The sequence below is a fragment of the Arthrobacter psychrolactophilus genome (genome assembly GCF_003219795.1).
GTDB classification, from domain to species: Bacteria; Actinomycetota; Actinomycetes; order Actinomycetales; family Micrococcaceae; genus Specibacter; species Specibacter psychrolactophilus.
This window is the reverse complement of sequence record NZ_QJVC01000001.1, coordinates 398,395-412,250: the sequence shown is the minus strand read 5'-3', so window position 1 is coordinate 412,250 and position 13,856 is coordinate 398,395. Positions and strand designations below refer to the sequence as shown.

Below are 13,856 nucleotides of genomic sequence, written 5' to 3'. Positions count from 1 at the left end.
ATGACCGCGAAAATCAGCCTCCGCCACGTCGGGCAGGAATTCTCCGTCCGGGCGAGCAAGGGAGCACCTAACTCACTCCTCGTCCTCGACGACTTCAACCTCGATGTCCGGCCAGGTGAATTCCTGACCATCGTTGGCCCCAGCGGCTCGGGCAAGACCACGCTGCTGGATCTGCTGGCCGGCTTGGCTAAGCCGACCTCGGGCCAGGTGCTCGTGGACGGCCACGAAGTGACCGGCCCGGGTCAGGACCGTGCCGTCGTCTTCCAGCAATACGCGTTGTTTCCGTGGCGCACGGCCGCAAGGAATGTCTCCATCGGGCTAGAAGGCACGGGGCTCAACCGGCGCCAACGTGCGGCGAAAGCCGGCGAATTTCTGGATTTGGTAGGCCTGAGTGGTTTTTCCGAGCGGTATCCGCATGAGCTCTCGGGCGGCATGAAGCAGCGCGTGGCGATTGCCCGCAGCCTCGCCTACGAGCCCGACATCCTCTTGATGGACGAACCGTTTGCCGCGCTCGACGCCCAGACCCGCGAGCAGCTGCAGGATGAGCTGCTGCGGATCTGGAGGGAGACGGGGAAAACCGTCGTCTTCATCACGCACGGCATCGACGAGGCCGTGTATTTGGGCCAACGTGTCGCGGTGCTCAGTTCGCGCCCCGGCCGGCTCAAGGCCATCGTCGACATCGACTTGGGCGAGCGTGAGGGCGAAAGTGACATCCGCTCCACCACCCGCTTCGTAGAACACCGCCACAAGGTCTGGTCCCTGCTCCACGACGAGGTCCAGGCCGCCCAAAATGCCGGACACCGCAAAGTTCTCCCCGATGGGAGTGCCCCCGACGAGGTCCCCGCCAACCATCCCCTCTTGGCTCAAAGGAGCGCCGCCTGATGAGCACCCTGACCACACCACGACCCGCCGCGCCGCCCATCACACCGCCGCGTCGAGACCTTCCCCTCCCACCGCCTCTTCACAAGAAACGTTCGACGGCGCGACTCGCCTTGCGCGGGTCCCTCACCACGGCCGCCACCTTGCTGTGGAAGTCGGCGGCAATCTTGTTGTTCCTGGCCCTGTGGGAATTTGGGCCAAGGTATCTGGCAAGCGAATCCACCCGAGTCTTCCTCCCTCCCCTCCACGAGGTCTTGATCGCCGGAACCGATCTCATCGCCACGGGAGCGTTACAAAGCCATATTGCCGCGAGCCTGACGCGCTCGGCAGCTGGCTTCAGCATCGCCGTCGTGCTTGGAATTTCTCTGGGCCTGGTCATTGCCTGGTATGGGCCGCTGCATTCCTTCCTGAACCCCTTGTTGGAGTTGTTCCGCAATACGGCGGCGCTGGCGTTACTCCCGGTTTTCACGCTGCTACTGGGGATCGGGGAGGAATCCAAGATCACGATCGTGGCCTTCGCGGCTTTCTTCCCCGTCCTGCTCAACACGATCGCCGGGGTGCGCACCGTGGATCCCTTGCTGGTGCGTGCGGCCCGGTCGTTGGGTCTGCGCAGTCCGGCACTGTTCCGCAAGGTCATCCTGCCCTCCGCCGTTCCGACCATATTTACCGGCATTCGGATGGCCGGAACCTCCGCCATCCTGGTGCTCATCGCAGCCGAAATGGTGGGTGCCAAGGCCGGGCTGGGTTATCTCATCACGAACGCCCAGAACAGCTTCCTTATCCCGCAAATGTATGCAGGCATCCTCACGGTGTCGCTCCTGGGACTGCTCGTGAACGTCCTGCTCGTCACCGCCGAACGTCACTTTTCCCGGTGGCGCACCTCCATCAACACCTAACGCCCTCGACACAAACTTTAAGGAATCAGTCATGTCAGTCATTACAGTTACCCCCATCGCCACCGAAACCCTGACGTTCACCAAGTTAGGCAGCCGGATCGGAGCCGAAATCCGCGGTTTGGACTTGAGCGGCCCGCTCAGTGAGGCCCGCGTGGCGGCCATCCGCTCGGCACTGAACGCCCACAAGGCCCTCGTCTTCCGGGAAGCCAACATCGGCACGGACGAGGATCAGGTTCGCTTTGCCAGCCACTTCGGCCCGCTGACCGCGGCCCACCCAACGGTGGCCTCAGTGGACGGCGCGGCGAATGTCCTCCCCGTGGACAGCGAAAACGGCTCGGCCAACACGTGGCACACAGATGTCACCTTCGTGCACAATCCCCCGCAAGCATCCACGCTGCGCAGCATCACGCTGCCGCCCTACGGCGGGGAAACGTTGATTGCCTCCACCGCCGCGGCGTATCAAGACCTTCCGGAGGAGCTCCGGGCGTTTGCCGACACCTTGTGGGCCGTCCACACGAACGACTACGACTACTCCGTGCCGAAGAATCTGGAGCACACTAACGCCGCTGAACGTCGTGCCGAGTTCACACGTCAGATCTTTGAATCCGTCCATCCCGTCGTTCGGGTCCACCCGCTGACGGGGGAACGTGGATTGTTCATTGGCGGCTTCGCCCAACGGCTGCGCATCGTTGGCCTGTCCAACACCGAATCCAAGGACATTATCCGGCTGCTGCAGGCCTATGTGACCCGGCCCGAGAACATCGTGCGGGTGGATTGGGAACCCAACCAGGTGGTGCTGTTCGACAACCGCATCACCCAGCACTACGCCCCGGACAACTACGACGGCTCCCCGCGAACCCTGAACCGAGTCACGATTGCCGGTGAGGTACCGGTGAACATCACCGGCCAGCCCAGCCAGTCCGTGCAGGGCGATTCCACCTCCTACTCCGTGATTGCGCCGGTGAACTAGCCATGACACAGCGACAACTCCATCTGAACGCCTTCATCCACGGCACAGGTCACCACGAGGCCTCGTGGCGCCACAAGGATGTCGATCCGCGCGCCGAGCTCAGCCTCGAGCACTATCTCAAGATCGCCACAACGGCCGAACGCGGCAAGCTCGATTCCTTATTCCTAGCCGACGGCCTGGCGATCTCCAGCAATATTCAATTCAACGCCTACAGCTCCTTTGAACCCCTCACCTTGCTCTCGGCGCTCGCGACGGCAACCGAGCGGATCGGGCTCATCGCCACGGCCTCCACGAGCTACAACCAGCCGTACTCGCTGGCCCGGGCCCTAGCGTCCGTGGACCGGATCAGCAAGGGACGCGCGGGCTGGAACATTGTCACCTCGGCGGGGCAGGGAGAGGCGAAGAACTTCAATCTGGCCGACCGCCCGGCTCACGCGGCACGGTACGAACGGGCTCATGAATTCCTCGAGACAGCCAAGGAACTCTGGGACAGTTGGGATGACGACGCCGTTGTCGCCAACCAGGAAACGGGCCGCTATAGCGATCCGGACAAGATCCACCCGATCGACCACGAGGGTAAGCACTTTCAGGTTCGGGGCCCGCTCAACCTCCCCCGCCCCCTTCAGGGCCACCCCTTGCTAGTTCAGGCGGGTTCCAGCGAGGCCGGCAAGGAGTTTGCCGCCCGGCACGCCGAAGCGGTGTTTACGGCGCATCTGAGCGTTGAGTCTGCGCGGGAGTTCTATGCCGACCTCAAGGGGCGGCTGGGCGCCTTTGGCCGGTCCAGTGACGCGCTGCTGATCCTGCCCGGCATCAGCGCCTACATCGGGGACAGTCAGGAAGAAGCTCAAGAAAAGTACGATTACCTCAATTCCCTCGCCAACCCCGAGTACGGGGTGCAGCAACTCTCCCAGCAGCTGGACTTTGATCTCTCGGCTTACCCCCTGGATGCGCAGCTTCCGGAACTTCCCGAAGGCACGGATGGCACGCAAAGTCGCAAGAAGTTGATTGTTGATGTGGCGCGGAAAGAGTCACTGACGATCCGTGAACTGACTAGGAAGCTGGCGGGAGCACGCGGCCACTTCACCTTTATCGGCACCCCTGCTCAGGTGGCCGATGAGATCGAGCTGTGGTTCACGACGGGAGCGGCCGATGGTTTCAACATCATGCCTCCGACATTCCCGGGCGGACTAGATGACTTCATCGACAAGGTGGTCCCACTGTTGCAGGAGCGCGGCTTGTTCCGCACCGAATACACCGGCCACACCTTGCGTGAGCACTACGGTCTGGCCCGGCCGGAGCCAATCCTCCCCGCGGCAACTCTGGCGCTCTCCGCCTGATCCATAAGTACCCCGAATGCGGCAATGCCCTCCCACCGTTCTTGACGGTGGGAGGGCATTGCCGCATTCGCTGCCGTTAGTCCGGCATGATCATGGTGCGAAGATCCAGCTGGCGCAGCACCCTGTCGGCGATCTCGGGATCCGTACCGGGTTCGTTCCGGGCCGCGAGGACCTCGGTGCGTGCGGCGTCGAGGGCAATGGTCTGCACCGCGATGGCCAGTTCGCGGCCCCGACGACGGCGCTCGGCTTGGCTCTCGTTTTGGAGACTGCTGTCCAAGAGTTCTACCTGAAGGCGCTGCATCCTGGCCTTGACGAGGGCTACCTTATCCGCCGGCAGATTCTTCATGACCTCGTTGTCGCGCAGGGCCGCAACTGCCGCGTCTTGGGCACGCAGGGCCATAAGTTTGGCCGCCTGACGTTCCTCCACGCCGTCGTCCGTTGCCTTCAGGAATCGCATGAGCCACGGGAGAGTGAGTCCCGGAAGCACCAGCGTGGTCAACAGCACGGCGCAGGCGGCCACGATGATCTCGTGGCGTCCCGGGAACATCTCCCCGGTGGGGAGCACCGTGGGAAGCGCCAGTGCCAGAGCCAGGGTTGCCAGGCCACGCATGCCACACCAGCTCAGGATGATGACGTCCTTGAGGCTTGTGGGCGGCAGATCGCCGTCTTGTTTGCGGGAGAGGAAGGCCATCATGGCGAACCAGAGGAACCGCATAACAATGACCAGGACGCTAATCGCGATGGCCATGGGAAGCATCCCCCAAATGGCGGAGCCCTCCTCGCGGATGACCTCGCGAACTTCCAGACCCACCAGGCCAAAGGCCAGACCTGTCACGAGAAGCTCCACAACGTCCCAGAAGGCTGCGCGGGTAATACGTTCGGTGGCGTCCTCGGCACGGGCGTGACGCTTGATCTCCAGGGCCGTCACCACAACGGCGATGACGCCCGAGGCGTGGACCTCTTCCGCCAAGATGTACGCCGCAAAAGGCACCACCAAGGTTACGGCGCTGCGGGCTACCGAGGAGGCGATGAGTTTGGTGATCAGGCTCGTCACAACACCCATGAGCATACCGACGGCGACGGCGATGATGGCGCTGAGCACGAACTTGCCCACCACACCCAAACCAAACGGTTCGCCATCCATGGCCGAGGCGACGGCCGCCTGGAAGATGACAATAGCGGCGGCGTCATTAAAGAGCCCCTCGCTTTGGAGCACCGTGATGAGGCGGCGCGGCATATGAACGCGGCTAGCGACAGATTCCACGGCTACCGGGTCCGGCGGGGCGGCCATGGCGCCCAAGGCAATCGCGGCCGGGATACCGATGCCCGGGATCATGAGCCAGGCGGCGCCGGCCACGACAGCGGTCGAGGCGACCACCAGCGCGACGGCCAGCATGATGATGGTGCGCCAGCGAATTCTAAAGACCGACCAGGAGCTCTTTTGCGCCGTGGCAAAGAGCAAGGGCGGCAGGAAAATCGGCAGGATGAGCTCTGGATCGATGCGGAGATCCGGGAAGCCGGGAATGAAGGTCAGCGCCCCTGCCATGATGAGCATGAGCACGGGATATGGCAGTCGGAGTTTGTCCCCCAACCCAACTGCAAGAACGGTGGCGAATAAGAGTCCGATTACTAATACGAGCTGTTCCACCTGACTGATTTTACGGGCTAAGCACCTGCCCGATCGACAGCGCACCGTCGCTGAAGGCAATCGTGCGCATGATGGTCTTGGGATGGTCCACGACCGCGGCCGCCACGAGCGCCACATTCGCCCGCGAGGTTTTGCCTGGATCAGCGGGGTCACGCTCCAGCGCCGGTGTGGGATCGATCAGGCCCGTCGCCTCCCCGAGCGTGAGTGCGCCCGGAGCCAAAATGGTCCACGCCAGGTCCGTGATGCCTCGCAGGTGGGCGTCCGCCGCCGCTTTAGCCTCCGCATAGGCAAAGAAGCTGTTCTCAGGCGGCACACCGTGGTCCAGGCGGGCTCCAAGGTAGGAGACCATGATGTAACGCGGCACGCCAGCTGCTACGGCCGCGTCCATGGAGGCGATCGCCGCATCACGATCGACCGCATACGTCCGCTCCGGGTCTCCCCCGCCGGCACCTGCAGACCAAATGATGGCGTCCTGTCCCGTGAACAGCTCGGCCAGTTCGGCCACCGAGGCATGTTCGACGTCGTGCACCACAGCACGTGCCCCCGCGGCGGCTACCGCCTCGGCCTGGTGCGCGTGACGGATCACGGAGGTGACCTCCATGCCGGCTTCCTTCAAGAGCGGCGCCAGCAACAGCGCGATCTTCCCGTGTCCACCAATGATGAGAACTCTAGTCATAGTCAATCCTTTGCGTTGGCCTTGCAGGTGATTAATCGCAGCCTACGCGACGAGACTCGGCGGGAGCTGGGAGGACGCGGCGCACAACAAAAAAACCCGCAATCCCTGTCACCAGGAATTACGGGCTTCTTCTTGCGGTAGCGGCACCGAGACTCGATCTCGGGACCTCACGATTATGAGTCGTGCGCTCTAACCAACTGAGCTATGCCGCCATAAATGAGACTGGCCCGTGTCCCGGCCAAAACCGTCTTGACACGAGCCTTCTCATTTCCGAGCCCCCCACCGGAATCGATCCGGTGACCTCGTTCTTACCAAGAACGCGCTCTACCACTGAGCTAGGGGGGCAACGAGAAAATACTTTACCAGCGCTTTGGCAAGATGTGAAATCGACGGTTCCCAATAAAGCCATCAGGTGGCCATTTTGCGGCTTTTCACTCGTCATAAAACGTTCATTCCACGAGCAAAAAGCCCTAAAATTCAAGGAACTTTGGCCCGAAAGAGTCATTTTCATGAAGTGCGTCACATGCCGACTTGAGGGCGGTTTTCTTCTTGGTTTTAAACGCCAAAAAGGCCGGCCATCCTTACGGATGACCGGCCTTCTAGTGCCTTAGGGCGTGGTGTTTACCACTTGCCCTTGCTGTTAAAGTTCTGTCCACCTTCGTGACGGGGGCGGCGGTCGCCACCACCGTGACCCGTGTGGCTCTGGCCGCGATCGCTGGAGAAGCCGCGCTCGCCACGGTCTGCACCACGGTCGCGGTCGCCACCGCGGAAGCCGCCGCGGTCGCCGTCGAACTTCTTCTTGAATCCACCCTGGCCACGGTCACCACGGTCTTCGCGGGCCTTGTACGGGGCACCTGTTCCGCCGCCGCCGGCCGGACGACGGCCCTTGTCGAGTTCCAGGTTGATGAGCTCGCCGCTGATGCGGGTGCGGCTCAGTGCCTTCCACTGGTCCTTGCTCAGGTCAGCAGGCAGCTCCACCAAGGTGTGATCCGAGCGGATGTCGATTCCGCCGATCTGCGAGGAGGACAGGCCACCTTCGTTGGCAATGGCGCCAACGATGGAACCGGGCATAACGCGCTGGCGACGGCCTACCGAGATACGGTAGGTGGCGTTGCCCTCGGTCAGGGTGCGGGTCGGGCCACGTGAGCCGAAGCCATCCTTGGAGCGATCCTTCTTCTGGTATTCCGGAGCTGCCGGCAGGTCGTTGACGAGCAACGGCTGTCCACCCTGGGCCATAACGGCCAAGGCTGCTGCGATCTCCGATGCGGGAACATCGTGTTCCTGCTCGTAGGACGCGATCAGGTCGCGGAACTTAGCAACATCCTTGCTGGCGAGGGTTTCGGTGATCTTCTCAGCGAACTTACCCAAACGCAGGGAGTTAATGGTTTCTGCGGACGGCAGGTGCATCTGCTCAACGGGCTGGCGCGTGGCCTTCTCGATGGCACGAAGCAAGTACTTCTCGCGAGGAGTCATGAACAGGATTGCGTCACCCGAGCGGCCGGCGCGGCCCGTACGGCCAATACGGTGCACGTAGGACTCGGTGTCATGCGGGATGTCGTAGTTGATGACGTGCGTGATGCGCTCAACGTCAAGGCCACGAGCGGCAACGTCGGTGGCAACCAGGATGTCGATCTTGCCGTCGCGCAATGCCTCGACGGTGCGCTCACGCTGCTGCTGCGGGATGTCACCGTTGATGGCGGCAGCCTGGAAGCCACGTGACTTCAGCTTGTCGGCGAGGTCTTCGGTAGCCATCTTGGTGCGAACGAACGCGATGACGCCTTCGAACTCTTCAACTTCAAGCACGCGGGTCAAAGCATCCAGCTTGTGCGGGCCCATGACCTGCAAGTAACGCTGGCGGGTGTTGGCACCGGTGGTGGTCTTGGACTTAACCGTGACCTCGGCCGGGTTGTTCAGGTACTGCTTGGAGATGCGGCGGATCTGGCCCGGCATCGTGGCGGAGAACAGGGCAACCTGCTTCTCCTTCGGGGTCTGAGCGAGGATCTGCTCTACGTCTTCGGCAAAGCCCATACGCAGCATCTCATCGGCCTCATCCAAGACCAGGTACTGGAGGTTGGAGAGGTCCAAGGAGCCCTTGGAGAGGTGATCGATAACGCGGCCGGGGGTACCGACAACAACCTGTGCACCGCGGCGCAGGCCGGCCAGCTGCGGGCCGTAAGCCGATCCACCGTAAACGGGGAGTACGGAGAAGTTGTCCATGTACTTGGCGTAGGAGGTGAACGCTTCAGCAACCTGAAGGGCCAGCTCGCGAGTCGGAGCCAGAACCAGGATCTGCGTGTCCTTGGTGGGACCGTTGAGGTCCATCAGCTCGGCCATGCGGGACAGGGCGGGAACGGCGAATGCTGCCGTCTTACCGGTTCCGGTCTGGGCCAAGCCAACAACGTCGCGGCCCTCGAGGAGCAACGGAATGGTTGCAGCCTGGATGGGTGAGGGCTTTTCGTAGCCAACGTCGCTCAGGGCAGACAGCACACGGCCGTCAATACCCAAGTCGGCGAAAGTAGTTTCGATTTCTTCTACGGTTTCCGCGGAAGTATCTGTCAAGTTTTCGGGCATGGTCAAAATGTCCTCATTCATAGGGCCTGGCGGCGAGGTTGCCGCATAACAGAAATCCAGCCGCTACCGGGCATCCCGGGCAGGATCTCGCGCCATTGTCGTATCAATAGATACGGCCGGCGATGTTGTAAACAACCAACACCACATGGCGTTTCTTTGCCGGCAATCCCCTATGAACGCTACTTGCCCGCGCAATTTCCGCGGGCCCCAAACACTTCAGGCTCCTGCCTCAAAAATTGGGCAGAAAATAAAAGGAGATACCGGAGTGGGGGATATTTAAATTGTAGGCCATACCTTACCGCTGCGATATAGAGAAAGTCGATGGCAGCCCGTGAGGTTCGGCACATAGCCGTTTATGAGGCGTTGGCTAGGATCCTGCGGAAGTACGGCCAGTAGTGATTCCCGAGCGTCAGCTCTCCCGAATCGTGCAGCGCCCGCAGCGTATGAACGTCCTCGACAGTGGCGTTGGCGAAGAACTTACCCACCGTGATTCCATGCTCGGGAACATGCTCAACTACGACGGCATCACCCGCCTGAGCCTTGCCGTGTTCCACAACCCGCAGGTAGGTGCCCACGCGGGCGGCCTGGGTGAATCGCTTGACCCACTGCGGCTCCCCCATACGTTCGCCAAAGGTTGCGCACGGAACACGCGGCGAGGTCACCTCAAGCAGTGCCTTGCCAATGCGCCATCGCGTGCCAATCACGGCGTGCGTGGTCTCGACTCCTTGCGTCCGCAGGTTTTCTCCAAACAAACCGGCCTCGATGGGGCGCCCTAGTTCCGCGCTCCAATAGTCGGCGTCTTCCTGCGAATAGGCGTAGATGGCCTGATCGGGGCCGCCGTGATGTTCGGAGTCGGCCTGAACATCGCCAAAGACACCAAATTTTCGCAGATTGACCGGTCCCTCCACGGCACGTTTGTCGATCGCTGTGACACCAGAGCCCGTTTTGGTCGTGATCAGCTGGTGAACACGACAAATGGCAAGCAGGGATCCGGCCGGTGGAAGCGAGAAAGTCATGTTTAAACCCTAAAGCACGGCCGAAGCGGGTGAGAATCGCGTCGCCGTGCACTGTTCTGCGTTGAGTTGGCGTTGAACTTGCCGCACAACAGTGTTGTGCGGCAAGTTCACGGCGAACTTTACGCAGAACCGAACAAACCCCCGGAGCCGGGGACCCGCCGTCGTACTTTTTAGAGCTCGATCAGGGCGGAATCCTGGGCGGGATCGTTTTCGGAGGCCCAACGAGGCAGGAAGGTCGCGGCGATCGAGGCCAGCACCATGCCGCCGGCCATGATCCACATCGTGAAGGTGAAGCCGTCGATGAAGACCGCGGCCTGGCTCGTGCCCGTACTGGCCTCGAGCGAGTTGAAGTAGATGGTGCCGATGATGGCAACACCCAGCGCACCGGCCAGCTGGCTCGTGGTGTTGAACAGGCCGGACGCGCTGCCGGCGAACTTGGTGGGGACCTCGGAGAGCACGAAGATGCCCACGGGTGCCACGACCATGCCGAAGCCGGCGCCGCTGAGGGCCAGACCGGCCAGCAGGTGCCACGGGGTGACGGCGCCGCCCACGGAATGAACCGTGAAGATCAGCACGATGAAGCCCACAGCGATGACGAGCGGGCCCAGCTGCAGCACCACGCGGCCGATCTTCTTCGCGAGGATTGCGGCGGATAGCCCGGCCAGAATCGGCACCATGAGCGAGAAGGGCACCATGGTCAGTCCGGCCTTGAGGATGGGGTACTCCAGGCCGATCTGCAGGAACAGGGTCTGGATCAGGAAGAAGCCGTTCATGGGGATGAAGAACAAGAACATCATGACAATACCGGCGGCGAACGGGCGGCTCTTGAACAGCGACACGGCCACGAGCGGCTCGCCACCGCTCTTTTCCTCGCGGCGCTGCAGCATGACGAAACCGCCCAGCACCAGCAGACCAAACAGCATGGACAGGTAGGTCCAGAGCGGCCAGCCTTCCTCACGGCCCATCGTGAGCGGGTAGAGGATGGCCAGCATGCCCACGGCAAGAATGACGACGCCGGACAGGTCCAGTTTGTGACGGACGGGAGCCTTGGATTCGGGTACAAACTTGATGGCGCAGATGACGGCGAACAGGCCTACGGGGATGTTGACGAAGAAGATGGTGCGCCAGCCCCAGCCGAAGAGGTCGGCGTTGGTCAGCACGGCGCCCAGGATGGGACCCGACACGGCGGCAACACCGGCCAGGGCGGAGAATCCGGCCATGGCGCCGGCCCGCTCAGAAGGCTTATACATGACCTGCAGGCTGGAAAGCACCTGCGGAATCATGGCCGCCGAGGCGAAGCCCTGCAGCGCGCGGGAGGCGATGAGCATCTCCGGGTTCGTCGCGGCACCGCACAAAACGGAGGCCACAGTGAATACGATCAGGCCGATGATGAAGATCTTCTTGCGCCCATAAATATCGCCCAGGCGGGATCCGGTGATGAGGCCAATCGCCAGCGCCAAGGTGTAGGATGCCACCATCCACTGCAATTCGGCGTTCTGGGCGCCTAAAGCACGTTCAATATCGGGCAGGGCAACATTGACGATCGTGGCGTCGAGCAGTTCCATGAACGATGCCAAGAACAGGGATACCAAGGCAAAGGTGCGAGCCCTGCCGACGGGTGGTGCTGAGGTCTTCATGAATTCCTTGCAAAAGATTGGGTAAGAGGTGGCGCCCAGCAATTCTGCCACCTATTTCCGTCAACCTTTTTCAGCGCGCTCAGGGTGCGAAGCGATATCCCATGCCCGCCTCCGTGAGCAGGTGCACGGGCGCGGCGGGGTCGCGTTCGAGTTTGCGCCGCAGCTGCGCCATGTACACGCGCAGGTAATGGTTCTCCTTGGCATAAGCCGGCCCCCACACTTCCGTGAGGAGTTGCTGCTGGCTCACGAGCCTCCCGGGATTGCGCACCAGCAGCTCCAGAACGTTCCATTCAATGGGCGTCATCCGGACCGCGGCACCCCCACGAAACACTTGTTTATTGGCCAGATCCACCGTGAATTCGGCCGTCTCCACGCGCGGTTCGGCCGTCAATGGCCCGGCCCTGCGCGTCGCCGCCCGCAGCCTCGCGAGCAACTCATCGAGCCCAAACGGCTTGGTCACATAGTCATCGGCTCCCGCGTCGAGCGCCTCCACCTTGTCGTGCGAGCCATGCCGCGCCGAGAGCACAATGATCGGCACCTCGGTCCAGCCCCGCAGCCCCGCAATGACCTCCAGGCCGTCCATATCCGGCAGTCCCAGGTCAAGAACGACGACGTCGATCGCCTGTTCCTGAGCGGCGGCTAACGCTGTGGCCCCGTTGGGCGCCGGCACCACGGTGTAGCCGTGCGCGTGCAAATTGATGTGGAGGGCGCGCAGGATCTGCGGTTCGTCGTCAACAACGAGGACGGTGGTCATGACAGGGTCCTCATGACTCCCGTGGACAGTGGCATCCGGATAATCATGGTGAGCCCGCCGCCGGGTGTTTTTTCTGCTTCCAACACCCCGCCCATGATCTCGGTAAATCCTTTCGCCACAGCCAACCCCAGGCCCACGCCGCTGCCGCCCTGGGGGCCGTAGGAGACGTCGTCGAGCCTTTGGAAGGGCCGGAACATGGCCATGACCTCAGCGGCCGGGACTCCCTTGCCGTGATCCACGATCCGCAGCTCGCTGGCCGGGTGTCCGCTGACCGTGCCGCCCACGGAACCCACCACGAGAATCTCCGAATCTGGCGCGTACTTCACGGCGTTTTCGACGATGTTGGCGATGACGCGTTCCAGGAGACCAGAATCGGCCTCGATGGCCGGCATATTGGGCGGCACCTCGCGGCGCACCCGTTCCTCGGGCACCCCGTGCAGGGCGGCGGGCAGAATTTCCTGCCATGACACCGGGCCCACAACCGGCAGGACCATCTGGGCGCTGAGCCGGGACATATCCAGCAGATTGCCCACGAGCGCCTCCATCTTGTCCGAGTAGTGCTCGATCGTGGCCAGGAGCTCGGCCTCGTCCTCGGGGCTAAATGTCACCTCGCTTTGCCGCAGGCTGCTAACGGCGAGCTTGATCCCGGCCAGGGGTGTGCGGAGGTCGTGAGAGACGGCGCGCAAGATGGAGGTGCGCATCTTGTTGTCCTGGCTCAGCTGCCGGTTCTCGCGCTGCGTCTGATTCAATGCCACGCGTTGTTCCAGCGCCAGCAGATGGGCCCCGAAGGCGTTGAGCAAACGTCGTTCACGGGAGGAGAGCTCCCGACCTGACAGTCCCAGCACGAGTTGCCGGGAAATCTCTTCACGGGCGTCGGCCTCTTCGGGGGTTTTCGGCGGATTTACACCCACCGAGGCTTCCGCGAACCACCGCTCCGTACCCTTGCGAAAGAGCACCACGGAGCTCATCCCAAAATGCTCCCGCACCTGTTTCAGGAACACCTGCACGGTGTCCTCGGAGGCAATGATGCCACGGGCCAATTCGCTCAGTGTGGCTGCCTCGGCCCCAGCCCTGATGGCCTCCTGTGAACGCCGTGCGGATTGATCCACGGCGAGCGCTACGGCAACCGCCACGAGCACGAACACGATGAGGGTCACGAGGTTCTCGGGGTCGTGGATGTGGAGCGTGCCAACCGGTGCGGCCGAGTAAAAGTTCAAAATCAAGGTTGCCCACAGGGCCGCAAGCACCGCTGGCCACAGTCCGCCCAGAAGCGCCACGGCCACGGTGACCGCGAGTTGCACCACCATGGTGTTTTGCAGGCTCAGATGGCCCGTGAACAACTGCACCACGATGGGCAGCACCACGGCCAACACAAAGCCGGCGACGACTCGTTTACCGTGCAACTTCCCGTGAGGAGTTGACGATGAGTCGGGGGTGAGCCGTGTCTGGCGTGCTGTCATAGTTCATTCTTA

The 13,856-nt window shown here is 62.3% G+C and carries 11 protein-coding genes and 2 tRNA genes; 4 read left to right on the top strand and 9 right to left on the bottom strand.

Annotated elements, in window-relative coordinates; genetic code table 11:
* Genes CVS30_RS01915 through CVS30_RS01900 form a run of 4 tightly spaced genes read left to right on the top strand, consistent with a single transcriptional unit; the run spans position 1 to position 4,082 of the window.
* Positions 1-882 carry an ABC transporter ATP-binding protein gene (locus tag CVS30_RS01915; protein WP_110483619.1) on the top strand — a complete coding sequence of 294 codons (882 nt, stop codon included), beginning with the start codon at positions 1-3 and terminating at the stop codon, positions 880-882.
* Entirely contained in the window at positions 882-1,775 is an 894-nt protein-coding gene (locus tag CVS30_RS01910) for an ABC transporter permease (protein WP_110483618.1), read from the top strand. Before CVS30_RS01915 ends, CVS30_RS01910 begins: the two co-directional genes overlap by 1 nt.
* A gap of 31 nt (positions 1,776-1,806) precedes the next feature.
* On the top strand, positions 1,807-2,745 hold the full coding sequence (locus tag CVS30_RS01905) for a TauD/TfdA dioxygenase family protein (protein ID WP_110483617.1): 939 nt from the start codon (positions 1,807-1,809) through the stop codon (positions 2,743-2,745).
* A gap of 2 nt (positions 2,746-2,747) precedes the next feature.
* Positions 2,748-4,082, top strand: coding sequence for an LLM class flavin-dependent oxidoreductase (locus CVS30_RS01900; protein WP_110483616.1), 1,335 nt, complete (start codon positions 2,748-2,750; stop codon positions 4,080-4,082).
* 76 nt (positions 4,083-4,158) lie between these two features.
* Here the strand turns inward: CVS30_RS01900 and CVS30_RS01895 are convergent, their stop codons facing one another.
* The 9 genes from CVS30_RS01895 to CVS30_RS01855 form a co-directional block, all read right to left on the bottom strand.
* Positions 4,159-5,730, bottom strand: a complete 1,572-nt coding sequence (locus CVS30_RS01895) for a Na+/H+ antiporter (protein WP_110483615.1) — start codon at positions 5,728-5,730, stop codon at positions 4,159-4,161.
* Between the two features lie 10 nt (positions 5,731-5,740).
* A complete protein-coding gene (locus CVS30_RS01890) occupies positions 5,741-6,406 on the bottom strand; it encodes an NAD(P)H-binding protein (RefSeq protein WP_110483614.1) in 666 nt (221 codons plus the stop codon).
* 138 nt (positions 6,407-6,544) lie between these two features.
* Positions 6,545-6,618, bottom strand: a tRNA-Met gene (locus CVS30_RS01885).
* A gap of 61 nt (positions 6,619-6,679) precedes the next feature.
* Positions 6,680-6,751 (bottom strand) — tRNA-Thr (locus CVS30_RS01880).
* 276 nt (positions 6,752-7,027) lie between these two features.
* A complete protein-coding gene (locus CVS30_RS01875; RefSeq protein ID WP_245934382.1) occupies positions 7,028-8,977 on the bottom strand; it encodes a DEAD/DEAH box helicase in 1,950 nt (649 codons plus the stop codon).
* Between the two features lie 353 nt (positions 8,978-9,330).
* Positions 9,331-9,993, bottom strand: a complete 663-nt coding sequence (locus tag CVS30_RS01870) for an MOSC domain-containing protein (protein ID WP_110483612.1) — start codon at positions 9,991-9,993, stop codon at positions 9,331-9,333.
* Positions 9,994-10,163: 170 nt separating this feature from the next.
* Positions 10,164-11,630 (bottom strand): MFS transporter, encoded by a 1,467-nt coding sequence (locus CVS30_RS01865; RefSeq protein ID WP_146233292.1) that lies wholly within the window; start codon positions 11,628-11,630, stop codon positions 10,164-10,166.
* A 79-nt stretch (positions 11,631-11,709) separates the two neighbouring features.
* Complete coding sequence (locus CVS30_RS01860; RefSeq protein WP_110483610.1) at positions 11,710-12,384, bottom strand: response regulator; 675 nt, start codon at positions 12,382-12,384, stop codon at positions 11,710-11,712.
* A complete protein-coding gene (locus CVS30_RS01855; protein ID WP_110483609.1) occupies positions 12,381-13,844 on the bottom strand; it encodes a sensor histidine kinase in 1,464 nt (487 codons plus the stop codon). The genes CVS30_RS01860 and CVS30_RS01855 overlap by 4 nt, the downstream gene beginning before the upstream one ends.
* Positions 13,845-13,856 lie beyond the last annotated feature (12 nt).